20 protein-coding genes are annotated in these 23416 nt (G+C 73.6%); 6 read left to right on the forward strand and 14 right to left on the reverse strand.

The features are described from left to right. Positions 1 to 162: 162 nt before the first annotated feature. Positions 163 to 1470, reverse strand: coding sequence for an MFS transporter (locus tag ACIBBD_RS26345; RefSeq protein WP_399422021.1), 1308 nt, complete (start codon positions 1468 to 1470; stop codon positions 163 to 165). Positions 1471 to 1541: 71 nt separating this feature from the next. On the opposite strand from ACIBBD_RS26345, the gene ACIBBD_RS26350 reads away from it, so the two are divergent. Beyond that, entirely contained in the window at positions 1542 to 2546 is a 1005-nt protein-coding gene (locus ACIBBD_RS26350; RefSeq protein WP_399422022.1) for a GlxA family transcriptional regulator, read from the forward strand. Here ACIBBD_RS26350 and ACIBBD_RS26355 read toward each other — a convergent pair. The 3 genes from ACIBBD_RS26355 to ACIBBD_RS26365 form a co-directional block, all read right to left on the reverse strand. Further along, positions 2536 to 3585: a Zn-dependent alcohol dehydrogenase gene (locus tag ACIBBD_RS26355; protein ID WP_399422023.1), complete on the reverse strand. Its 1050-nt coding sequence runs from the start codon at positions 3583 to 3585 to the stop codon at positions 2536 to 2538. The genes ACIBBD_RS26350 and ACIBBD_RS26355 overlap by 11 nt on opposite strands. 8 nt (positions 3586 to 3593) lie before the next feature. Next, positions 3594 to 4742, reverse strand: a complete 1149-nt coding sequence (locus tag ACIBBD_RS26360) for an acyl-CoA dehydrogenase family protein (protein ID WP_399422024.1) — start codon at positions 4740 to 4742, stop codon at positions 3594 to 3596. Positions 4743 to 4867: 125 nt separating this feature from the next. After that, entirely contained in the window at positions 4868 to 5782 is a 915-nt protein-coding gene (locus ACIBBD_RS26365; protein WP_399422025.1) for an SDR family NAD(P)-dependent oxidoreductase, read from the reverse strand. An 86-nt stretch (positions 5783 to 5868) separates the two neighbouring features. On the opposite strand from ACIBBD_RS26365, the gene ACIBBD_RS26370 reads away from it, so the two are divergent. Next, positions 5869 to 6795 carry a cyclase family protein gene (locus tag ACIBBD_RS26370; protein WP_399422027.1) on the forward strand — a complete coding sequence of 309 codons (927 nt, stop codon included), beginning with the start codon at positions 5869 to 5871 and terminating at the stop codon, positions 6793 to 6795. A gap of 404 nt (positions 6796 to 7199) precedes the next feature. On the opposite strand, the gene ACIBBD_RS26375 is transcribed toward ACIBBD_RS26370, so the two are convergent. The 4 genes from ACIBBD_RS26375 to ACIBBD_RS26390 all read right to left on the reverse strand — a co-directional run bounded on the left by ACIBBD_RS26375 (position 7200) and on the right by ACIBBD_RS26390 (position 11482). Continuing rightward, positions 7200 to 7703 carry an ATP-binding protein gene (locus tag ACIBBD_RS26375; protein ID WP_399422238.1) on the reverse strand — a complete coding sequence of 168 codons (504 nt, stop codon included), beginning with the start codon at positions 7701 to 7703 and terminating at the stop codon, positions 7200 to 7202. Between the two features lie 531 nt (positions 7704 to 8234). Further along, positions 8235 to 9128 (reverse strand): acyl-CoA dehydrogenase family protein, encoded by an 894-nt coding sequence (locus ACIBBD_RS26380; protein ID WP_399422028.1) that lies wholly within the window; start codon positions 9126 to 9128, stop codon positions 8235 to 8237. 21 nt (positions 9129 to 9149) lie between these two features. Next, entirely contained in the window at positions 9150 to 10283 is a 1134-nt protein-coding gene (locus ACIBBD_RS26385) for an acyl-CoA dehydrogenase family protein (protein WP_399422029.1), read from the reverse strand. Beyond that, a complete protein-coding gene (locus ACIBBD_RS26390) occupies positions 10283 to 11482 on the reverse strand; it encodes an amidohydrolase family protein (protein ID WP_399422030.1) in 1200 nt (399 codons plus the stop codon). The genes ACIBBD_RS26385 and ACIBBD_RS26390 overlap by 1 nt, the downstream gene beginning before the upstream one ends. 270 nt (positions 11483 to 11752) lie before the next feature. Here ACIBBD_RS26390 and ACIBBD_RS26395 point away from each other — a divergent pair, with 270 nt between their 5' ends. Next, positions 11753 to 13294, forward strand: coding sequence for a class I adenylate-forming enzyme family protein (locus ACIBBD_RS26395; RefSeq protein WP_399422031.1), 1542 nt, complete (start codon positions 11753 to 11755; stop codon positions 13292 to 13294). 35 nt (positions 13295 to 13329) lie between these two features. Here ACIBBD_RS26395 and ACIBBD_RS26400 read toward each other — a convergent pair whose 3' ends face one another. Then, entirely contained in the window at positions 13330 to 13842 is a 513-nt protein-coding gene (locus ACIBBD_RS26400; RefSeq protein ID WP_399422032.1) for an EF-hand domain-containing protein, read from the reverse strand. A 263-nt stretch (positions 13843 to 14105) separates the two neighbouring features. Then, positions 14106 to 14486: an STAS domain-containing protein gene (locus tag ACIBBD_RS26405; protein ID WP_399422033.1), complete on the reverse strand. Its 381-nt coding sequence runs from the start codon at positions 14484 to 14486 to the stop codon at positions 14106 to 14108. A gap of 338 nt (positions 14487 to 14824) precedes the next feature. On the opposite strand from ACIBBD_RS26405, the gene ACIBBD_RS26410 reads away from it, so the two are divergent. Then, positions 14825 to 15406, forward strand: coding sequence for a sigma-70 family RNA polymerase sigma factor (locus ACIBBD_RS26410; RefSeq protein WP_399422034.1), 582 nt, complete (start codon positions 14825 to 14827; stop codon positions 15404 to 15406). Next, a complete protein-coding gene (locus ACIBBD_RS26415; protein ID WP_399422035.1) occupies positions 15403 to 16785 on the forward strand; it encodes a zf-HC2 domain-containing protein in 1383 nt (460 codons plus the stop codon). The genes ACIBBD_RS26410 and ACIBBD_RS26415 overlap by 4 nt, the downstream gene beginning before the upstream one ends. Positions 16786 to 16924: 139 nt before the next feature. Here ACIBBD_RS26415 and purU read toward each other — a convergent pair whose 3' ends face one another. Both purU and ACIBBD_RS26425 read right to left on the reverse strand, forming a co-directional pair. Next, positions 16925 to 17809 carry a formyltetrahydrofolate deformylase gene (gene purU, locus ACIBBD_RS26420; RefSeq protein WP_399422036.1) on the reverse strand — a complete coding sequence of 295 codons (885 nt, stop codon included), beginning with the start codon at positions 17807 to 17809 and terminating at the stop codon, positions 16925 to 16927. A gap of 243 nt (positions 17810 to 18052) precedes the next feature. Further along, positions 18053 to 18556 carry a hypothetical protein gene (locus ACIBBD_RS26425; protein WP_399422037.1) on the reverse strand — a complete coding sequence of 168 codons (504 nt, stop codon included), beginning with the start codon at positions 18554 to 18556 and terminating at the stop codon, positions 18053 to 18055. A 117-nt stretch (positions 18557 to 18673) separates the two neighbouring features. Here ACIBBD_RS26425 and ACIBBD_RS26430 point away from each other — a divergent pair, with 117 nt between their 5' ends. After that, on the forward strand, positions 18674 to 19990 hold the full coding sequence (locus ACIBBD_RS26430) for an ABC transporter substrate-binding protein (protein WP_399422038.1): 1317 nt from the start codon (positions 18674 to 18676) through the stop codon (positions 19988 to 19990). A gap of 106 nt (positions 19991 to 20096) precedes the next feature. Here the strand turns inward: ACIBBD_RS26430 and ACIBBD_RS26435 are convergent, their stop codons facing one another. Beyond that, on the reverse strand, positions 20097 to 21845 hold the full coding sequence (locus tag ACIBBD_RS26435; protein WP_399422039.1) for a hypothetical protein: 1749 nt from the start codon (positions 21843 to 21845) through the stop codon (positions 20097 to 20099). Positions 21846 to 22022: 177 nt separating this feature from the next. Beyond that, positions 22023 to 23408 carry a transcriptional regulator gene (locus tag ACIBBD_RS26440; RefSeq protein ID WP_399422040.1) on the reverse strand — a complete coding sequence of 462 codons (1386 nt, stop codon included), beginning with the start codon at positions 23406 to 23408 and terminating at the stop codon, positions 22023 to 22025. Positions 23409 to 23416 lie beyond the last annotated feature (8 nt).

The raw sequence follows: 23416 nt of genomic DNA on the forward strand, positions 1-23416 counted from the left end.
CCGCCCTTGCGTGGCCCCCCCCCCCCCCCCCCCGTCCCCGCCCCGCCCCCCGCCGCCCCCCCCGCGGGGGGGGGGCGGGGGGGCGGCGCGGGGGGGCCCCCCCCCCCCCCCCCCCCCCCCCCCCCCCCCCCCCCGCCGCCGGGAGGCTCCGCGCAGGTTTCCCTAGGCCACGGCCGGGATGGCGTCCGCCGGCGTCCTCGGCCTGCGCCGGATCACCAGGGCCATCAGGGCCGCCGCCGCGCACAGCGCGCCCGAGGCGTACCAGACCACGTCGTAGGAGCCGGAGAGGTCCCGGGCGACGCCGCCCAGGAACGCCACCAGAGCCGCGCCGACCTGGTGGGAGGCGAGGACCCAGCCGAAGACGATGGCGCTGTCGTCGCCGTACTGCTCGCGGCACAGGGCCAGGGTGGGCGGGACGGTGGCGACCCAGTCGAGGCCGTAGAAGACGATGAAGAAGATCATCGGGGGGTGGACCGTGGGGGCCAGCAGCATCGGCAGGAAGAGCAGCGAGACGCCGCGCAGCGCGTAGTACACCGCCAGCAGCCTGCGCGGTTCGAAGCGGTCGGTGAACCAGCCGGAGGCGATCGTGCCGACCACGTCGAACACGCCGATGACGGCGAGGAGGGAGGCCGCCGCCGTGACGGGCATGCCGTGGTCGTGGGCGGCGGGCACGAAGTGGGTCTGGACCAGGCCGTTCGTGGAGGCGCCGCAGATCGCGAAGGTGCCGGCGAGCAGCCAGAACGGGCCCGTGCGCACGGCCGAGAGGAGGACGGTGACCGCGCGGCGCGCGGCGCCGGTCACCGGAGGCGGCTTGGGGACGAACTCCCGCGCGCCGTACGGCTTCAGGCCCACGTCGGCCGGGTGGTCGCGCAGCAGCAGCCAGACGAAGGGCACGACGGCCAGGGCGGCGAGGGCGACGGTGACGGCCGCCGGGCGCCAGTCGTGGCGCGTGACCATCCAGGACAGCAGCGGCAGGAAGATGAGCTGGCCGGAGGCGGAGGCCGCGGTGAGGATCCCGCTGACCAGGCCCCGGCGCTCGGTGAACCAGCGGTTGGTGACCGTCGCCGCGAACGCCAGCGCCATGGAGCCCGATCCCAGGCCGACCAGCAGGCCCCAGCACAGCAACAGCTGCCAGACCGCCGTCATCCACACCGTCAGGCCCGAGCCGATGGCGATCACGGTCAGCGCCACCGCCACGACCCGGCGGATGCCGAAACGGTCCATCAGCGCGGCCGCGAACGGCGCGGTGAGCCCGTACAGCGCGAGGTTGATCGAGACGGCCGCGCCGATCGTGCCGCGCGACCAGCCGTACTCCTGGTGCAGCGGGTCGATGAGCAGGCCCGGCAGTGAGCGGAAGGCCGCAGCGCCGATGATCGTGACGAAGGTGACGGCGGCCACGAACCAGGCGCGGTGGATGCGCCTCCGCCGCCGCTCGGGGACGACTGTGGGGGCTTCGGTTGTCTGGGTCACGCCCTACAGCTTCGGTGCGGCGATCTCCTCCATCGAGTGGCCCGGAGGACACTGTTCGCTAGGATCGGGCCATGGCCCGTGAGCAGGAGTCCCCCGCGTTCCGCCCGCACCGTGTCGTCGTGCTCGCCCTCGACGGTCTGCTCCCCTTCGAACTGGGCATCCCGCACCGCATCTTCGGCCGCCCCAAGGACCACCGCCGACGGCACCTGTACGAGGTCGTGACCTGCTCGGTCCGGCCGCCCGGGCCCGTCGAGACCGACGCCGACTTCGCCATCATGGTCGACCACGGCCCGGAGGCCCTCGCCACCGCCGACACCGTGATCGTCCCGGCCTCCTACGAACTCGGTCCGGTCTTCGAGGAGGGCGTCCTCACCGAGGACCTGGCCGCCGCCCTCGCGCACATCCGCCCCGGCACCCGCCTCGCCTCCATCTGCACCGGCGTCTACGTCCTCGCCGCCGCCGGCTTCCTCGACGGCCGCCCCGCCACCACGCACTGGGCCGACGCCGAGCGCCTCCAGCGGCTCTTCCCGCGGATCGAGGTCGATCCGGACGTGCTGTTCATCGACGACGGCGACGTGCTGACCTCGGCGGGCGTCGCCGCCGGAATCGACCTGTGCCTGCACATGGTGCGCCGCGACCACGGCACCGCCGTCGCCAACGAGGTCGCCCGCCGCACGGTCGTACCGCCGCACCGCGACGGCGGGCAGGCCCAGTACATCGAGCGCCCGATCCCGCATCCGCAGCAGGCCACCACGACCACCGCGCGCGCGTGGGCGCTCGGCCGCCTCCACGAGCCGATCCGGCTGCGGGACATGGCCGAGCGGGAGTCCATGTCCGTACGGACCTTCACCCGCCGCTTCCGCGAGGAGACCGGCGTCAGTCCGGGCCAGTGGCTCACCCAGCAGCGCGTCGAACGGGCCCGGCACCTGCTGGAGTCCACCGGCCTGTCCGTCGACCAGGTCGCCCGGGACGCCGGCTTCGGCACCGCCCAGTCCATGCGGCAGCACCTCCAGGCGGCGCTGGGCGTGACGCCGACGGCGTACCGGCGCACCTTCCGGACCGCCGTCAGAACGTGAGCACGGCCCGCGCGACCCGGCCCGCCTCCGCCTCGGCCCGGGCCTTCCCGAAGTCCTCCACCGGGTAGGTGGCGGTCACCAGCTCGTCCAGCAGCAGCCGTCCGGCCCGGTACAGGCCGGCGTACAGGGCGATGTCGCGCTGGGGGCGGGAGGAGCCGTAGCGGCAGCCCAGGATCGACTTGTCCAGGTACAGGGACGAGACGAGGAAGGACGCCTCCGCGGTCGCGGGCGGCACGCCCAGCAGGACCGCCTGGCCGCGCCGGTCGAGCAGGTCGATCGCCTGCCGGACCAGTTCCACCCGGCCGACGCACTCGAAGACGTGGTCCGCGCCCGTCGGCAGCACCTCCCGCACGCCTTCGGCGGACGTCAGGAAGTGGGTCGCGCCGAACCGCCGCGCCACCGCCTCCTTCGCCGGATCGGCGTCGACGGCCACGATCCGCCGCGCGCCCGCGATCCGCGCGCCCTGCAGCACGTTGAGGCCGATCCCGCCGGTGCCGATGACGACCACGCTCTCCCCGTGGTCCACGCGCGCGCGGTTGAGCACGGCCCCGACGCCGGTCAGCACCGCGCAGCCGATCAGCGCCGCGGACGGCAGCGGGATGTCCTCGGGGATCCGGACCGCCTGCACGGCCCTGACGACCGTCCGTTCGGCGAAGGCCGAGTTGGACGCGAACTGGTACACCGGCCGCCCCGCGCGGGTGAACGGCTTCCCCGGCCGTCCGATGGCCTGCCGGCACATCGTCGGCCGCCCCCGGTCGCACTCCGCGCAGGTGCCGCAGTTGGCGAGCGTGGACAGCGCGACATGGTCCCCGGGCACCACATGCGTGACCCCGGCACCGACCGCCTCCACCACGCCCGCGCCCTCGTGCCCGAGCACCACCGGCACCGGGAACGGGATCGTCCCGTCCACCACCGACAGGTCGCTGTGGCACAGCCCGGCCGCCGACACCGCCACGAGCACCTCCCCCGGCCCCGGCCCCCGTACCGCCAGATCGTCCACGACCTCGGCCCGCTCGCCGTCGAACACCACGCCCCGCATCGCGTCCCCTATCCCTTGGGCTGTCCGGGCAGGCCGAGCACGCGCCCGGCGATGATGGTGCGCTGGATCTGGTCCGAGCCGCCGTAGATCGTGTCGGCCCGGGAGAACAGGAACAGGTGCTGCGCCTCGTCGAGCACGTACGGCGCCGAGGGCGACCAGTCCGCCGGCCCGACGCCCGCCGCCGCCCCCCGCACCTCCACCGCCAGTTCCCCGAGCCGCTGGTGCCACCCCGCCCACAGCAGCTTGGCCACGCTGGGCGCGCCCGGCCCGCCCGAACCGCCCAGCGTCCGCAGCGCGTTCCACCGCATGGTGCGCAGCTCGGCCCACAGCCGCACCAGCCGTTCCCGTATGACGGGGTCGTCGGCGGCGCCCGTCTCGACGGCCGTGCGGAGCACGCGCCCCAACTCCTCGGCGAACCCGGTCTGCTGGGCCAGCGTGGACACCCCGCGCTCGAAGCCGAGCAGGCTCATCGCGACCCGCCAGCCGCCGCCCTCCGCGCCGACGACGTGCTCCACGCGCGCGCGGGCGCCGTCGAAGAAGACCTCGTTGAAGTCGCTCGTGCCGGTCATCTGCCGGATCGGCCGCACCTCGATCCGGCCCGGCTGGTCCATCGGCACGAGCAGGAAGGTCAGCCCGTGGTGGCGCCTCGACTCCGGGTCGCTGCGGGCCAGCACGAAGCACCAGTCGGCCTCGTGGGCGAGGGACGTCCAGAGCTTCTGCCCGGTGACCCGGTACTCCGTCCCGTCCGGGGTCCGTTCGGCCCGCGTCCGCACCCCCGCGAGGTCCGATCCGGCGCCGGGTTCGCTGTACCCCTGGCACCAGAACTCGGCGCCGGCGGCGATCGGGGGCAGGAAACGCGCCTTCTGCTCCGCGGTGCCGTGCGCGAGGAGGGTCGGGGCGAGCAGCTTCTCCCCGATGTGCCCCGCACGGGCCGGAGCGCCCGACCGGGCGTACTCCTCGGCCCAGACGACCTGTTGGGTGAGGGTGGCGGTGCGGTTGCCGTACCCGTCCTCCGGCCAGCCGATCCCTATCCACCCGGCGGCGCCGAGGGTGCGTTCCCAGGTGCGGCGGTCCCCGGCACAGGAACGGTGCGCGGCCAGCCAGTCCCGGGCCTCGGCACGGAACTCCTCGTCCGCGGCGGTGAATCCGAACTCCATGTCCGCCTCCTCGGGAAGGGGCAAGGACGACCCCGTCAGGGGCGCGGGGCCGTACCGGTGTACGGCTCCGCCGCGCGGGCGCCACCGGCCGCGCACGGGGCCGCATCCGGTGACCGCCCACCGGCTCACGCGTTCGGCCGCGCCCCGTCGTTCGCGGCCCGCCGCATCTCCTCCAGCCGTTCCAGCATCGGCATCGGGTCCACCCCGACCGACCCCGGCAGGAACTCCGCGATCCGCTCCGGCGTCCAGGAACCGCCCTCCGCGTAAGCCGACCGCAGTTCGCGTGGCTGCGCCCACACCGCGATCCGCGGCCCGGCGACCGTGTACACCTGCCCGGTGACCCCGTGCTCGCGCGCGCGGTCGGACAGCAGGTACACCACCAGTGGAGCGACATCCTCCGGTTCCCCGATCCCGGTCAGCTCCATGGGCACGTTCGCCGACATCCGCGTACGCGCCACGGGCGCCACCGCGTTGGCGGTCACCCCGTACCGGTGCAGGCCGAGCGCGGCGCTGCGCACGAGGGAGATGATCCCGCCCTTGGCGGCGCTGTAGTTGGCCTGGGAGACCGAGCCCTGGTGGTTGCCGCTGGTGAACCCGATCAGAGTGCCCGAGCGCTGGGCGCGCATGACCGCGGACGCGGCCCGGAAGACAGTGAAGGTGCCTTTCAGGTGGGTGGCGACGACCGGGTCCCACTCCTCCTCGGTCATGTTGAACAGCATCCGTTCGCGCAGGATGCCGGCCACGCACACGACCCCGTCGAGCCGCCCGTACGCCGCCATGGCGGTGTCGACGACCCGCCGGCCGCCGTCCATCGTGGAGATGTCGTCGGCGACCGCGACGGCCTCGCCGCCGGCCGCCTCGATCTCCTTGGCGACGGCCTCGGCGACCTCGCTGGTGGGTGCGGCGCCGTCCACGGAGACGCCGAGGTCGTTGACGACGACCCGTGCCCCCTCCGCCGCCGCGGCGAGCGCCACCGCCCGCCCGATGCCTCGTCCGGCGCCCGTGACGGCGACGGCTTTGCCGGTCAAGAAGTTCCCCACGCCCGGCCCCTTCCCGCAGTTTCTGACGGACCGTTAGATTCTAGGGCCCGGCAGACCGTCGGGGACAAGCCCCGGGGAGGCACCGAATGGCTCTGCCCGTCGAGTTCCACGACATCGCCCGGCGCGTCAACAACTGGGGACGCTGGGGCACCGACGACGAGATCGGCACCCTCAATCTGATCACCGACGAGGTCGTCCGGCGGGCGGCGGCGGAGGTCCGCACGGGCCGCCGCGTCCCGCTCGCACTCCCCCTGCGTGAGGACGGCGTGCAGACCGGGATGATCCCGGGCCGGGTCAACCCGCTGCACACGATGGTGCAGATCAACCAGGAGGTCTTCGGTCCGGGCACGGTGGCGTGCAGCGACGACGCCGTGACGATGGGACTTCAGGCGGCCACCCACTGGGACGCGCTGACCCACGTCTCGCATTCGGGCAGGCTCTACAACGGCCGCCCGGCCGCCACCGTCACCGCACACGGCGGCGCCGAGTTCAGCGGCATCGACAAGGCACGGCACGTCGTCTCGCGCGGGGTGCTCCTGGACGTGGCACGCGCGCGGGGCGTCGACCGGCTGGACGGCGGGCACGCGGTGACCCCGGAGGACCTGGCGGCGGCGGAGGAGCTGGCGGGGACACGGGTGCGGGCCGGCGACGTCGTGCTCGTACGGACCGGGCAGATACGGCTGTATCTCTCGGGTGACAAGCACGGGTACGCGCATCCGTCGCCGGGGTTGTCGGTGCGGACGCCGGAGTGGTTCCACGCGCGCGATGTGGCGGCGGTCGCCAACGACACCCTCACCTTCGAGGTGTTTCCTCCCGAGATAGACGACCTGTGGCTGCCCGTGCACGCGCTCGACCTGGTGGAGATGGGGATGCTCCAGGGCCAGAACTGGAATCTCGAAGAGTTGTCCACAGCCTGTGGAGAAACGCGCCGTTACGCGTTCCTGCTGTCGGCGATGCCCGAGCCGTTCGTCGGCGGGACCGGAACCCCGGTGGCGCCGGTGGCCGTTCTGTAGCCACCGGCGGCCGGCCACCCCTGGTGAAGACGCCGGATGGCGGCGCGCCGCGGTCCGCCCCGAGCACGGCACCGCGCGCCGCCATCCGACTCGGCGTACCCGCCCCGGTTCCCCTCGGCCCTGTGGGACCCGACGCCGAATCAACGATCCGCACTCGACGAGGGCCTCCGTCACCGAAGCCCTCGCCGTCCCCTCGCGGCGAATCGCTGACCACAAGCGTGATCAAACGGACACGCGACGTCAACACCCGATCGGGGATTTATTACTTACGCCCCCCTTTGTCATGGGCGCGCACGGAAGCACACCCGGGCGCACCGCCGCCCGGCGGGAAGGGAACGACAGCGCTTTCCGCACCCGTGCACCGAAGCCGTCACGCGCTTCGGCACCCGTACACCAGTGCGCCGTCACACGGCCTCGTACGCGAACCCCTCGTACGTCGGCCCCTGGGGGTACGCCACCGCCGGCTCCGCGCGGGCCGCGCTCCCGCGGTCCGTCCCGCCTTCGCGGGGCCGCGCGCAGCGGTCGAGTTCGCACCAGATGCGCTTGCCGGGGCCCTCGACGATCCAGCCCCAGCGGTCCGCGAGGCCGTCGACGAGGGCCAGGCCGCGACCGCCGGTGGCGTCGTCGTCCAGACACCGGGGGACGGGCGCCCGGCTGCTGCTGTCGGCCACCTCCAGACGGACGGTGGACTCCCCCGGCCCGTCGTCGTCGCCACCCGTCAGGGAGAGGCGCAGCACGGCGGGGCAACCGGTGTGCACCACGGCGTTGGTGACGAGTTCGGAGACGAGCAGGACCAGCGTCTCGGCGAGCGCCTCGTCGGCCCCTATACCGGACCCGGCGAGGCGCGAACGGGCCCACCTCCGGGCTCGACCCACCTCAGCGGGGTCGGGCCGGATCTCCAGCTGCACTTGAAGCACCTGCACCGCTCACACCATCCGAACCGGCGGACACATGGCCGCGCGCCACGTGAGCCACGCAAGCCACGCGAGCACCATGACGACGAGGGCCACGATCGTAGCCATTTTCTGCATGACCAGAACAACAGTCAGAGGCAGGGTGACGGAACGTGAATCCCTTACGAGACAGCTTGGTTGACGTACAGTCACCTCAACAAGCGCTTCGGGCATATTCCAGCGCGAAGGAGTACTCGTGCGGCATACTGTGCGACGCTCACTCCGAGGAGTCGAACAGACGGGGTTCCGGCGCGCATCCGCCCTGCGAGCAGGGGTACGCACCGCCGTATCCGGCACCACCCCGGGGGCACCACCGGCCCGACTCGCGCTCGGAACCACTCGCATCTCACAGACGGTACCCGAGCGACTCCCCGACTCCGGGCCGTGACGGGTCACGGCCCGGACACAACCACAATTCACGCTCCGTGATTCCCGTATGCCACGATCCGCGACACCCTGACGGCACGTGACCCCGGCATCTCTCCATCACCGCAGGCCGGCGCCCTGCCACCCGCCCTCCGCCAGCAACTCCTCCGCAAGCCGTTGCTCACTCTCCGTGCCGCCCCCCGCACGTCTCGTGCGCACCCAGGCCCGCTTCAGCACCAGGTGCACCTCCGCCTCCCAGGTGAACCCCAGACCGCCGTGCACCTGGAGGCAGTCGCGGGCGCCGCGTACGGCGGCCTCGTCGGCGAGGAGCCGGGCGGCCGCGATGTCGGCCGGGTCGGCGGTCACGGCCGCCGCGTAGACGGCCGCACGGGCCACCTCCACCCGCACCAGCAGCTCCGCGCAGAGATGCTTGACGGCCTGGAAGGCGCCGATCGGCTGCCCGAACTGCTCCCGAGTCCGGGCGTGTTGCACGGCCAGTTCGCACGCGCGTGTGGCCGTGCCGAGCTGCTCGGCGGCCGTGAGCAGGACGGCGACGGGATCCGGGGCACCCCGGACGGGCACCCGGTGCAGGGGTGTCAGGGGATCCACCGACCGCAGCGCCACGGCCCCCGCGGCATCCCCCCGCACGACGTCCGCCGCGGCCAGCCACTCCACCAGCCCGCCGTCGACGGCCGCCACGACGGTCTCGCCGGTGGCCGCGCCCGGCACCTGGCCCGCCGCGAGATGGGTGGCGACGAGCGGTCCCGGCAGCAGCGCCCGGCCCGCCTCCTCGAAGACGAGCACCGTCTCGGGCAGACCGAGTCCCACCCCTCCGTCCGCCTCCGGCAGCCGCAGCGCGAAGAACCCGGCCTCGCCGAGCTCCCGCCACAGCGCCCGGTCGAGCACGGGGCTGTCGACGGCCGCGCGCAGCTCCCCGGGGCCGAAGCGCCGCGCCAGCACGGCCCGCACCCCGTCCCGCAGCGCCCGCTGGTCCCGCGTCAGTCGAAACCTCATGGTGAAGAGTCCCTTCCGGGCTCACCGCCCCTTCGGCAGCCCCAGGATCCGCTCACCGACGATGTTCCGCTGGATCTGCGAGGTACCGGCCGCGATGGTGTACGACAGCGACGACAGCCGGTCCAGCACCCAGGGCCGGTCCAGGTCGAGGGCGCCGTCGCCGAGGACCTCGGCGGCGGCGTCGTACAGCTCCTGGCGCGCGTGCGAGTACCTCAGTTTGAAGACCGAACCCCCGACTCCCGGAACGCCGCCGGTCGCCTCCGCCTCGCTGACGTTCCACTGCGTGAGCCGCCACAGCGCCCGGAACTCGGCGTTGAGCCGGCCGAGCCGCCCGCGCAGCGCCGGGTCGTCCCAGCGGCCGTCGCGCCGTGCCCGGACGGCGAGTTCGGCGAGCACGCGCCGGCAGGCGACCACCTCGCCCACGAAGGCCGTGCCGCGTTCGAAGGACAGCGTCACCATCGTCACCCGCCAGCCGTCGTTCTCCTCGCCGACCCGGTTGGCGACCGGCACCCGCACCTCGTCGAGGAACACCTCGGCGAACTCGGCGGACCCGGCGAGGGTGCGCAGCGGCCGTACGGTGATGCCGGGCGCGTCCATCGGCATCGCGAGCCAGGTGATGCCGCGGTGCCGGGGTGCCCCCGCGTCCGTGCGGACCAACAGTTCGCACCAGTCGGCGACTTCGGCGTGCGAGGTCCAGATCTTGGCGCCGCTCACCACGTAGGTGTCGCCGTCGCGCCACGCGCGCGTGCGCAGGGCCGCGAGGTCGGAGCCGGCGCCGGGCTCGCTGAAGCCCTGGCACCAGACCTCCTCACCGCGCAGGATCGGCGGCAGCCAGCGGGCGCGCTGGACGGCCGTCCCCTCGGCGGCGACGGTCGGGCCGGCGTGCAGCAGCCCGACGAAGTTCGCGCCCACGTAGGGGGCGCCCGCCCGCTCCGTCTCCTCCAGGAAGATCAGCCGGATGCCCGGAGGGGCGTCCCAGTGCACGTGCCCGTACCCGGCGTCGTACAGCGTCCGCTGCCAGCCGAGGTCGTGGGCCCTGCGGGCCGGCCAGTCCCCGGGGGACGGCTTCGGCGGCAGCGCGGGGAGCGCCGTGGCCAGCCACTCGCGCAGGCGGGCCCGGAACTCGGCCTCCTCGGGGGTGTCCGCGAGGTCCATCAGCGGTCACGGTCGAGGTCGAGGCCGAGCATGCGGATCGCGTTGCCCCGCATCAGCTTGTAGACGGTCTCGTCGTCGAGGCCCTTCACATGGTCCAGGGCCACCTTCTTGGTGTGCGGGAAGGTGGAGTCGACGTGCGGGTAGTCAGTCTCGAAGGTGGCGTTGTCCCGGCCGACGACGTCGATCGAGGCCACCCCGTGCCGGTCGCGGAAGAAGCAGCAGAAGACCTGCCGGTAGTAGTACGTCGACGGCGGCTCCGGGACCAGGTCGCGGACCCCGCCCCAGGCGCGGTGCTCCTCCCACACGTCGTCGGCGCGTTCGAGGGCGTAGGGGACCCAGCCCATCTGGCCCTCGCTGTAGGCGAGGGTGAGGGTCGGGAACCTCACCAGGACCCCGCTGAACAGGAAGTCCATCATCGAGGCCATGGCGTTGTTGAAGGACAGCGACGCCTGGACGGCGGGCGGGGCGTCCGGGGAGGCGGCCGGCATCTGGGAGCTGCTCCCGATGTGCATGTTGATCACCGTTCCGGTCTCCTGGCAGACGGCGAAGAACGGATCCCAGTAGCCGGAGTGGATGGACGGCAGCCCGAGGTGGGTGGGGATCTCGGAGAAGGTCACCGCTCGCACCCCGCGAGCGGCGTTGCGCCGGATCTCCGCGACCGCCAGGTCGATGTCCCACAGCGGGATCAGGCAGAGCGGGACGAGCCGCCCGCCGCTGTCCCCGCACCACTCCTCCACCATCCAGTCGTTGTAGGCCCGCACACAGGCCAGCGCGACCTCCTTGTCGTGCGCCTCGGCGAAGGTCTGCCCGCAGAAGCGGGGGAAGGTCGGGAAGCAGAGTGAGGCCTCGACGTGGTTGAGGTCCATGTCCGCGAGCCGCGCCGCGGGGTCCCAGCAGCCCCGCCGCATCTCCGCGCGCGTGACGCCCTCCAGCGTCATCTCGTCGCGGTCGAAGCCGACGGCGGCGATGTTGCGCTTGTACGGGAACTTCAGGTCCTCGTAGATCCACCAGTCGGTGGGCTGGCCCTGCGGGTCCATGGTGATGCGGTACTTCCCGCCGACGTAGGCCAGCTCGCCGATGCCGGCGGTGAGGGCCTTGGGGCCGCGGTCGCGGTACTTCCGCGGCAGCCAGGTCTCGAAGAGGTGCGCGGGCTCGATGACGTGGTCGTCGACGCTGATGATGCGGGGCAGTTCGGTCATGGGTCCCCTCCGCCTGGCGGACGCGTTGTCCGACGGACCGCTACCCCACGGGTAATCTGATGGACCGTCAGATATCCTCTGCCCAGCAGGCTAGTCCGCGACCCCTGGACCGACAAGGCGACGACCCTTACGCTCTGCCCTGATCTGACGGATCGTCAGTCCGACCGCGCGCCGGTTCGGCTGCTCGTCAGTCCCGCCACTTCTCCGCGCTGCTCTTCTCCGCCGCTTCTCTCCGCCGGCTCTCGTCCGCCGGCTTTCAAGGGGGCCGCCGTGACCGACGAGACCGACACCGCCCACGCCCTGAGCGCGTCCCGCACCCTCTGGGAGCTCCTCGCCCGCCGCGCCGCCCTCACCCCCGACCGCCCGGTCCTCCTCCAGGGCGACCGGACCCTGACCTTCGGCGCGCTGCGCGACCGCGCCGAACGCACCGCGGCCGGCCTGTACGACAGGGGCGTACGCCCCGGCACGGTCGTCGCCTGGCAACTGCCCACCCGCCTGGAGACGGCCGTCCTGACCTTCGCGCTGGCCCGCCTCGGTGCCGTCCAGAGCCCGGTCATCCCCTTCTACCGCGACCGCGAGGTCGGCTTCGCGCTGCGCGAGTCCAAGGCCGAGTTCCTCGCGGTGCCGGGGGTGTGGCGGGGCTTCGACCACGGCGAGATGGCCCGGCGGCTCGGCGCGAAGGGCGTCTTCGAGGCGTACGACGACCTCCCGGACGGCGACCCGGCCGTCCTGCCCGCCCCGCCCGCCGACGGCACGGCGGTCCGCTGGATCTACTGGACGTCGGGGACGACCTCCGACCCCAAGGGCGTCCTGCACACGGACCGCTCCCTCATCGCGGGCGGCTCGTGCCTCGCCCACGCCCTGCGCCTCACGGCCGCCGACGTCGGCTCGATGGCCTTCCCGTACGCCCACATCGCGGGCCCCGACTACACGGTGATGCTCCTGCTGTACGGCTTTCCCGCCGTGATGTTCGAGCAGTTCGCGCTGCCGGACGCGCTGCCGGAGTACCGGCGGCACGGGGTGACGGTGGCGGGCGGGTCGACCGCCTTCTACTCGATGTTCCTGGCCGAGCAGCGCAAGCGGCCGGACACGAAGGTGATCCCCACCCTGCGGCTGCTGGCCGGGGGCGGGGCCCCCAAGCCGCCGGAGCTGTACCACGCCGTCGTCCGCGAGATGGGGGTGCAGCTCACCCACGGGTACGGCATGACCGAGGTGCCGATGATCACCATGGGGTCCCCCGACGACACCCCGGACAACCTCGCGACGACGGAGGGACGGCCGCCGCGGGGGATGGATATACGGATCGTGGACGGCGAGGTACGGCTGCGCGGGGAGGCGGTCTGCCGGGGGTACCTGAACCCGTCCCAGACGGCGGAGGCCTTCGACGAGGAGGGTTTCCTGCGCACCGGCGACCTCGGCCGCCTCACCGGCGACGGCCACCTGGTCCTCACCGGCCGCCTCAAGGACGTGATCATCCGCAAGGGCGAGAACATCTCGGCCAAGGAGATCGAGGACCTCCTCCACGCCCACCCGTCCGTGAACGACGTGGCGGTCGTCGGCCTCCCCGACCCCGACCGCGGGGAGCGCGTCTGCGCGGTGATCGAACAACCGCCGGACGCCGACGCGTTGACCCTGCCGGCGGTGACCTCGTACCTGCGCGCCCAGGGCCTGTCCCCGCACAAGCTCCCGGAGCAACTGGAACGGGTGGCCGCGCTGCCCCGCAACGAGACCCTGCGGAAGGTGCTCAAGTACAAGCTGCGGGAGCGGTTTTCGCAGGCGGGGGACAAGGAGCGGCGGAACGGGGGCGGGTGACTCCTCGTGCGGCCGAGCCGGGCGGGGCGGGACCCCTACCCGGGAACCGTGAAGTAGCGGGCGAAGGCCGGGACGACCTCCGCCTCGCCGACCTTGCCGTCCGCGTCGGAGTCCAGCGCCGCGGCGGCCGTACGGGCGGCCTCCCCGGTCGCGCCGAGGGCCGTGAGGACGCGGGCGGTGTCCGCGACGGTGGCGCGGCCGTCGCCGTCGGAGTCGGCGACGGCCAGAGCGGCGTGCAGGAAGGGACGGGCGATCTCGGCGAAGCGGTCCGGGTTGTCGCGCAGGCGCTTGACCGCGCCGTTCACGAACTCCTCGCGGGTGATGCGCTGGTCGCCGTCCCGGTCCGCGATCCCGGCCATGCCCTGCCAGAACGCCTCGGCGCCGGCGTACAGCGCCTGCCCCTTGTCCGACCGGGCCGGCACACCGAACTCGGCGAGCACCGCCTTGGCGGCGGCGCAGAAGTCCGCGCGGTCGATGTAACCGTTGCCGTCCTGGTCGAAGGTGGCGAACCGGCCGGCGATCCTGCCCTCGTACTCGCTGCTGACCATGTCTCCTCGGGCCGCCTTACGTCATCGCGTGGGGGTTGCTTCCGGCAGGGAGCGTACGACGTCGGCGACGCTCCGGCAGCGGGAAGGTGGCGCTTGTGCCAAGACCGGGGGAATTTCGGGACAGCGGTGTGGCCGACCTGTGATGTGGTGCGCCGACGGGCGGGACCAACCGGCCGCCGGTGAGGACTTCGTGCCCGCCGCCCGCAGCACGCCGGGCGGACCGGCCCGGGCGCCGTTCCGGTCACGGGCGTTCGCCCGCCCGGCTACGCCGACAGGGGCTCCGTACCCTCGTCGACGGCCTCCGCGACGTCGCCGTACACGTCGAAGAGCCGGCGCACGCCCAACGCGCCCAGGACCCGGTTGACGTGGGAATCCTCCACGGCGCCGCGCGCCGGCAGGATCAGGCGCAGACGGCCCCGGCAGGAACGGATGAGGCGGCGGGCGGCGATGAGGACGCCGACGCCGCTGGAGTCGCAGAAATGCACCTCGGAGAGGTCGAGGACGAGACTGTGGCGGCCCTCGGCCACCGCGTCGTGCACCCGTTGACGCAACACGGGCGACGTCACCAGGTCCAACTCGCCCGACACGTGGAGCACGGCCCATCCGCCCCGCTCGCCGCCGGTCACTTTGAAGGCCACCACCACGCCCTTCGCTCGCCGTAAACGGAAGCTGTCCCTTCGCTTCCTTGCAGCGCGGCTGCCCAGCGGCCGTGCCCCGAAACGCCGGACGTAAAACGGGAACTTCAGCAAAGAGGCTTGTTCCAGTCGCATTACGACCCGTTCGATCTTTATAGATCGTGATTGATCACGGATGATCGGGTCTGACCGCAAGGAGGTCGGGTAGGCAAGGCCCCATACCACCCTCCGGCGGACAGGGGGCGCACATTGAATCAAAGGGGCGTGCGACGCCGGACGTGCCGACTACATTCGAGGTGACGGTGGACGCACGCTGGACGCAGGCACGAGCACGGTGAGGGGGCCGTATGGCGACGCAGGACGCACCGCCCCGCTGGGACCGCAGGATGCAGCAGCGGCTCGCGCGCGGAGAGGCCGCCGCCCTCGGCGAGCTCTATGACCGGTTCGCATCGCTCGTGCACGGCCTTGCCCACCGCGTACTCGGAGATGACCGGGCCGCCGACGGCATCACCCGCGAGGTCTTCGCCCATGTCTGGGAACACCCCGACGCCTACGACCCCCAGCAGGGTCCCCTGCGCACCTGGGTCGCCACGCTCACCCACCGCCTCGCCGTACAGCGGCTGCGCGCCACCGAGACCGCGGCCCTGGCCCGCGGCGGCCCCGGCACCACCGAGGAACTGGAGGACAAGGTGCGCCACGCCTCCGTGGCCGCCCGCGCCGACTACATCGTCCAGTCCATGCCGACCCCGCTGCGCGCCGCCCTCGAACTGGCCTACTTCCAGCGCCGCGACTACCGCCAGACCGCCGTCGACCTCGGCGTCACCGAGGACGAGGCCCGCCGCCGGCTCCGCCTCGGCCTGCAACTGCTCTCCACGGCCCACGACGCAGCCGCGCCCGGCGCCCCGCCCGGTTACGGGGGTGCCGCATGAGCGGCGCGGGAGACTTCGAGGCCCAGGAGGACGGGCCCGGCGGGCCGTACGGCGGATCCCGCGGGCCGCGGGACGGCGACGCCGGCCCGCGTGACGGCGACGGTACGTACGACGGCGGTGGCGGCAGCAGCCCGCGCGACGGCGGCGGTGGCGCGCGCCCCGGCCCCGACCCGGTCCCGGGCCCCCACCGGCCGCTCCGCATACCGCCGCCCCGCGCCGCCGTCGAGGACGGTGCGCCGTCGCTGCCGGACGCCGCCGCCCTGTCGCCCCTGCGGCTCGAGCACCCGGTGCTCAAGTCGCTGCTGGGCGCCTGGGCGCTGGCCGCCTGCTCGGCCGAGGAGACCGCCGCCGTCGAGGAGCACCTCGGCACCTGCGGCGCCTGCGCCGTCGAGGCACGGCGGCTGCGCGAGGCGGTCGGCCTGCTCCAGCGGCCCGAGAGCCTCGACCTCGACCCCGGCCTGCGCACCCGCGTCCTGGAGGGCTGCCTGGACCGGCGCCCGCCCCGCATCCCGGTGCCCGGGTGGGCGAGGTCGTACGACGCCGAGACCGCCCGCCTGGACGCCCTGCTCCAGGACTTCGGGGACGCCGAGTGGCACGCTCCCGTGCGGCTGCGCTGGTTCCGCGGCCAGGGCGAGGCGAACCGCCGTACGACCGTCGCCGGGGTGATCGCGCATCTGCTCGCCGTGGACGGGCTGATCGCCGTCGCGCTGGGCCTCGACGACCCGCTGTCCGGGGACAAGCCGGTGGTGGCGCCCGCCGAGCGGACGGAGGCGTTCTGGGAGGCCTCGCGCTTCCCGCCGACGCGTTCCGTGCGCGGGCCGTGGCGGGAGCAGGCCCACGCCGTCGTGCGCACGGTCTCCTTCACCGGCGGCGGCACCGGCACCCTGCCGGTGTCCTACGGCGACTTCGAGCTGCCGCTGCGGGACGCGCTGATCGACCGGGCCTTCGAGTGCTGGGTGCACGCCGAGGACATCGCGGAGGCCGTCGACTACCCCTACGCGCCGCCCGCGCCCGGCCACCTCCACGGCATGATCGACCTGGCCGCCCGCATGCTGCCGGGCGTCCTCGCCGAGCGCCGGCGCGTGGGGCTCGCCGGACCGGGCCGCAGCCGGCACCTGGTGACGGCCGGGCAGCCCGGCCGCAGCCTGCGCCTGGAGATCGAGGGCTCGGGCGGCGGCGAGTGGTTCATCCCGCTGGACTCCCCCGGCGCGGTGGGCTCCGCCGACCACGAAGTGGCCCACGTGGCCCTGGACGACGTCGAGTTCTGCAAGCTGGCCGCGGGCCACGTCTCACCCGAGGAGGCGGCCGCGGGCCAGCTCGGCGACCGGGAGGCCATCCGGGACGTCCTCTTCGCGGCGGCGTCCCTGAGCCGTATGTAGGGCGCCGGGCGCGCGTGCGGCAGGCCGGTCGCGTGCGCCCGCGTTCCGGAGGCTGCCCGGACGAAGACGGCCGCCGCGGACCGCCAAGGCGAAGAACGACGTCGGAGACCGCCCGGGTCAGACGGCCGCCGCGGACCGCCTAGGCGAAGACGACCGTCCGGCGTCCGTTCAGCAGGATCCGCCGTTCCGCGTGCCACTTCACGGCCCGCGCCAGCGCCTGGCACTCCACGTCCCGCCCGACGGCGACCAGCTGGTCCGGGGTGACGTCGTGCCCCACCCGCTCGACCTCCTGCTCGATGATCGGGCCCTCGTCGAGGTCCGCGGTCACGTAGTGCGCCGTCGCGCCGATCAGCTTCACGCCCCGCGCATGCGCCTGGTGGTACGGCTTCGCGCCCTTGAAGCTCGGCAGGAAGGAGTGGTGGATGTTGATGATCCGGCCGCTGAGCTGCTTGCACAGGTCGTCCGAGAGCACCTGCATGTAGCGGGCCAGGACGACCAGCTCGACGTTCTCCTCGCGGACGATCTCGAGGAGCTTGGCCTCGGCCTCGGGCTTCGTGTCCTTCGTCACCGGGATGTGGTGGAAGGGAATGCCGTACGAGCCCACCAGCTCGGCGAAGTCGGTGTGGTTGGACACCACCGCCGCGATCTCCACCGGCAGCGCGCCGATCCGGGCGCGGAACAGCAGGTCGTTCAGGCAGTGGCCGAACTTGCTGACCATCAGGACGATGCGCATCTTCTCGTCGACCCGGTTGATCTGCCAGTCCATGTGGAAGGAGTCACCGATCGCCGCGAAGCTGGCCCGCAGCTTGTCCACGGTCACCGGCGCCTCCGCCGAGAAGTGGACGCGCATGAAGAACAGACCCGTGTCGTGGTCGCCGAACTGCTGGCTGTCCTCGATGTTGCAGCCCGTCATGAAGAGGTAGCTCGACACGGCGTGCACGATGCCCTGCTTGTCGGGGCAGGACAGGGTGAGGACGTACTGGTCGGCGGGGTCGGCCGCGGCTCGGGTGGACTGCTCACTCATGCAGGACAGGGTCTCATGCCCGCCCGGGCCCGGCGGAACTCCGTCCGCAGGGCGGACCCAGGGCCTGTCGTCCGGATCAGGTCGCAGGGAACCGGCGGTGCTTCCCGACGCCGGTGAGCGGGGCCCGGTGCGTGTCGCTGCAAGGCGGAGGAGGGAGTGGACGCGGAGCGTCGGCGACCGACGGCGACGCCGCAGATGCGCGTGCCAGGTTCCGCGTCTGCGACCTGATCCGAACGACAGGCCCTATGCGGACCTGGTCAGGATGCGCAGCACCTCGAGCGTGCGCGGTGGCGCGTCCGGGTCCTCCCCGTCGGCCACCGCCATGCGCACGTGCGCGTCGCGGGCCGCCCGCACCGCCTCCGGCCACGCCTGGTGGTCGAGGTAGGCGGAGACCGGCGCGTCCGGGCCGACCTGGTGCATGATCCGCAGCACCCGCAGCACGGCCGTGTCGACCAGCGCCGCCTCCTGCGAGTCGCGGAAGATCGTGCCGACGTACTTCTCGGCGGACCAGTTGTCCAGCCAGGTGTCCTCGACCAGGCGGTACACGGCGTCGGTGACGTCCCCGTACCCGTCCACGCCGGCCAGCCAGACGTCCCGCTGGAACACCGGATCGGAGAGCATGTGCAGCGCGGAGCGCACATTGCTGCGCCAGCGCCACCACGGCATGTCGTTGAGTGGCATGCCGCCCATGGTGGAGGAGCGACGGCTGCGACGGGAAGAGTTCTCCGAACCTTGTTGCACGGTCATCGATCGTACGTTCCGTGTCCGGAGCGCCGCACCGGCCCCCGCAATTCACCTGTGGGTCACCAGCCGTTGACCGAAGGTCACTCCCAGGTTAGCGATGTGGCGGAATCGTGCGTTTCCATGACCGGCAGGCGACGCACGCGAAGCACCTTCCTCCCCAGGTTCCTCCGCTTCACCAGGCCACTCAGGGCTTCCGCCCTGTCGGCGGGGGCCTTCGTGGCCTGTGCGTCGCTGGCCGCCGGATGCGGGATCGTCCCCGGTACCACGGGGGGCTCCGGGGACGATCCGATCGTCGTGATGACCTGGGCCCCCGAGGGCACGGGCGCTACCAACAAACCCGGAATGCCCGCCTTCGCCCGCGCCTACGCCCGTTGGGTCAACGCGCACGGCGGGCTGAGCGGCCGCAAGCTGACCGTCCTGACCTGCAACGACCACAACGACGGCGTGGACGCCGCGCAGTGCGCCCGGCGCGCGGTCAAGGAGAAGGCGGTCGCCGTCATCGGCTCCTACAGCCAGCACTCCGAGTCCTTCCTCCCGCCGCTGGAGGGCGCCGGCATCCCCTACATCGGCGGCTACGGCGTCACCAACGACGAGTTCACCAGCCCGCTGTCCTATCCCGTCAACGGCGGCCAGCCCGCGCTGCTGGCCGGCCTCGGCAAGGAGCTCGCCCCGACCTGCGGTCCCGTCACGCTCGTACGCCCCGACACCATCGCGGGCGACGCCCTGCCCGCCATGCTCGACGCCGGGCTGAAGGCGGGCGGTCACGAGGGGTCCGACGACCAGCGGGCGGCGGAGGACGCCACCGAGTACTCGGCGCAGGCCGAGACGGCCCTGAAGCGGACGGCCGGCGACACCTCCGAGCCGGGGTGCGTGGTGCCCGCGCTCGGTGACCGCACCAGCACCTTCATGGACTCCTTCCGCCGCAGCCGCGAGGACCACCCCTCGGTGCGCACCGCCACCGTGCTCGGCAGCGTCGACCAGACGGTCATCAACTCCACCGGCGGCGCGGCGAGCCCCTTCGAGGGGGCGTACGTCACCGGCTGGTACCCGGTGGCGAGCGACTCCCGCTGGGACGCGATGAAGAAGGTCATCAGCGAACAGGCCTTCTCCGACACCCGGATCGACGCGGCCGACACCGGAGTGCAGACCACCTGGATCGCCTACACCGTGTTCCGGCAGGTCGTGGAGTCGCTGGGGGGCGGCGAGGTGACCGCCGACAGCGTGCGGGGCGCGCTGGACGACGGGCTGAAGGTCACCACGGGCGGACTCACGCCGACCCTGCGCTGGGAGTTCTCCGACAAGCTCGCCTCCATCGGCTTCCCGCGCCTGGTCAACGCCGACGTGACCCTGCAGACCGTGCAGCAGGGCCGGCTGGTGGCCGCCAAGAACGGCTTCGTCGACATGACGACGACGCTGGAGAACGCGGACGTGGACTGATCAGGGCCGTCACCCCCGGCCTCGCGCGCCTGGCGCGCGGGGAGGCGGGCCGGCCGTCGTTCCAGGACCGCCGCCACGGCGCCGGGCGCCCGGAGGGCGCCCGGGCTCAGAGCTGGGTCGCCTGGCGCTTCGTCAGGCCGTAGGTCCCGGCGATCGCGTTCCACAGCTGGGCGGCCTGTTTCTTGTGCGTGTTGGCCGTGCCGCTGTCCCGGTTGCCCGCCTGCGTCTCGCTCGTGGTGCGGGCCTGCCCCTTCTTGCAGCTCTTCTTGTCCGCGGCGACCTGGTCGGCCCAGGCCGCGTAGTGGTCGTCGGCGGACGCGGACGCCTGCCACGCCTTGGTGAGGGCGGTGGTCAGCGCGGCGTGGTCCGGGAGCTTGTCGACGCTCATCCCGGACAGCTTGGTCACCAGCTCGGTGCGCTGCTTCGCCGCGGCCCGCAGGTCGGAGGCGGCCTGCGCGAGGTTGCGGCACGCCTTCACGTCGGCCACCGCGCTGATCACGCTGGCCCGGCTGCTGCCGCTGTCCGCGAGCAGCCCGTCCAGCGCCACCGCCTGCTGCTCGGCCGGGTCGGCGGACGGCGAGGCGGAACCGGAGGTGGCGGGAGCGGACGCGGCGACGGTCTTGTTGTCGTCGCCCTGGTCGCTGCCGCCGCCACCGGCGAGCAGCGCACCCGCGCCGACCCCGACGACGGCGATGGCCACGCCGATCGCCGCGAACATCGGCACCCGGGATCCGGTACGGCCACCCCGGCCGCCGCGTCTGTGTTCGTCGTCCTCGTCCCGCACCGCGCGCGGGGACCGGGCCGGGGCGTAGCCGGGCCCGGGACCGTGGCCGCCGTGCCCGCGCCCGCGCCCGTGTCCGGCGGTCTCCGGCTCCGAGAACCGCGGCAGCTGCTGCGTGGACGCGGCCCTGTCGTCGCCCGCAGGGCCGCTGCGGAAGAGGTTCTCGAACTCCGCGGGCGGCTGCCGGTCCCCACCGCCCGCGCCGTAGGGCGCCTGCCCGGTCACCGGAGGGATGTACCGCGTCGCCTCGGCGTCGGGATGGGCGGCGCCCGGCTGGGGGCCCGGCCCCGAGGGAGCGCCCGGGTACGAGGAGGCGCCGGGCAGCGGGCCCGCGCCCGCGTGCGCGCCGGCACCCGGCATCGACCCCGCGCCCGGCGCGGAACCGGGGCCCGGCTGCCCGCCGGCGCCCGGAAGGGGACCTGCGCCGGGCAGCGGGCCCGCACCGGAATGCGCCCCCGCGCCCGGGTAGCCGGCGCCCGGCATCGGGCCGGGGCCGTTCCGCGGGGTGCGGCCGAGGAAGCGGGTCGACTCCGACGGAGTCTCCGGGGGCAGCGCGCCCGGCCCGACCGGCGGCAGGTACTGCGTCGCGCCCTCGTCCACGGGGGCGGCGGGGACGGGCGGCAGGTACTGCGTCGCGCCGTCGTCCGCCGGGGCGGCGGTGACCGGCGGTATGTACTGGGTGGCGCCCTCGTCGGCCGGCGGCGGCAGGGGCGCGGACGGCACGCCGTGGCCGTACGACGGGGCCGCGGCGCCCTCGGGCGGCAGCGGGGCCGCGGCCGGGCGGGGCGTGTCCCACGCGCCGTCGGCCACCGGCTGCGGGGTGTCCCACGGCTGGTCCGCCGGGAGCGGCCAGCCCTGGCCGCCCTGCTGCTGGTCGGGGCCCCACGGCTGGCCCCAGGTCTGCCCGCCGGGCGGCGCGGCCGGCGGCGGCGTCTGCTGCCCGTACTGCGGGGAGCCGTCGTAGGGGCTGTTCGTCATGCCCGGCAGCAGGGGTTCCCCGCCGTCGGAGGGCAGCACGATGCCTTCGCGCGCGGGCCGCGCCGAGGGCTCCTCGCCCTGTCCACTCTGCGTCACCGGGACTCCTACGAATGGGGGACTTGCGGAATCGTCGGCTCACGCTACCGGGTCCCCGGAACCCCGTGCCACGCAGCTCAGGACGTGACCTTCCCCCCAGTGAGCCGGTGACGGAAGCGGAGCGCCGTGCGACGGCGGGCGGTTTCCCCGCCGTTCACGCCTCGGCGCCCCGCCCGTTCACGCGGCGGCCTGGAGATCCAGGCGTGCCCCGAACTCCCTGACCACCGGTTCCTCCCGGAACGGTTCCAGCCGCTGCTGGAGGTCCTCCAGGTACTCCGCGCCCCGGTTGGAGCGGAGCGTCTCCAGCAACGCCACCGCCTTCAGGCCGGTGTTGCAGGCCTCCTCCACCTCGCGCCGCTGCACCTGCGCGGTGGCCAACAGCACATAGCCGATGGCCCGCCGCCGTGCCCGGCTCTCCGGATGCCCGTCCAGGGACTGCTGCGCGCAGCGCGCCGCCGCGTCGGCCTGCCCGAGGTCGCGGTGACAGTGCGCCAACTCGTCCGCCAGGTAGGCCTCGTCGAAGTGCGCGATCCACGCCGGGTCGTCCCCGGAGGCCTCATCGGCCGCCTCCAGCGCCGCCACCGCCCGCCCGGACGCCACCTGGGTCGCCCGTACGTCGCCCAGGAGCGCGTGCCCGCGTGCCTCGGCCGCGTGGAACATCGCCTCCGCGCGCGGTGTCACGCGCCCCCGCGCCCCCTCCTGCGCCGCGCGTGCCAACTGGGCGATCTCGCGGGGGTTTCCGAGCTGCGCGGCGAGGTGGCTCATGGAGGCGGCGAGGACGTAGCCGCCGTAGCCGCGGTCGCCCGCCGCCTGGGCGAGGCGCAGCGCCTGGATGTAGTAGCGCTGGGCGAGACCGGGCTGTCCGGTGTCGACGGCCATGTAGCCGGCCAGCTCCGTCAGACGGGCCACGGCGGCGAAGAGTTCACGTCCCACCGCCTCCCGGTAGGAGCCGGCGAGCAGGCCCGAGACGACGCTGTTGAGGTAGTGCACGACGACCGGGCGCACATGCCCGCTGCCGTACTGGTGGTCGAGGTCGACCAGCGCCCGGGTCATCGCCTGCACGGCCGCCACGTCGGACTGGCCCACCCGCGGGCCGGCCGACCGCGCCACCTGCGCGTCGGGCGAGGAGATCAGCCAGTCGCGGCTCGGCTCGACCAGCGCCGAGGCGGCCACGGAGGACCCCGAGAGGAAGTCCCGGCGGCCCACGTCACTGCGCCACAGCTCGCAGACCTGCTCGATGGCCCCCAGTACCGTCGGCGAGAACTGGAGACCGACACCCGACGCGAGGTTCTTGCCGTTGGCCATGCCGATCTCGTCGATCGTGACCGTACGGCCGAGCTTGCGGCCCAGGGCCTCGGCGATGATCGCCGGGGCGCGTCCCCGCGGCTGCTGGCCGCGCAGCCAACGGGCCACGGACGTCTTGTCGTAGCGCAGGTCGAGGCCGTGTTCGGCGCCGCACATGTTGACGCGGCGGGCGAGCCCGGCGTTCGAGCACCCCGCTTCCTGGATGAGCGCCTGCAGCCGTTCGTTCGGCTGCCGCGCGACGAGAGGCCTTGCGGCCATGGGCACTA

Source organism: Streptomyces sp. NPDC051315 (assembly GCF_044455165.1).
Lineage (GTDB): Bacteria > Actinomycetota > Actinomycetes > Streptomycetales > Streptomycetaceae > Streptomyces.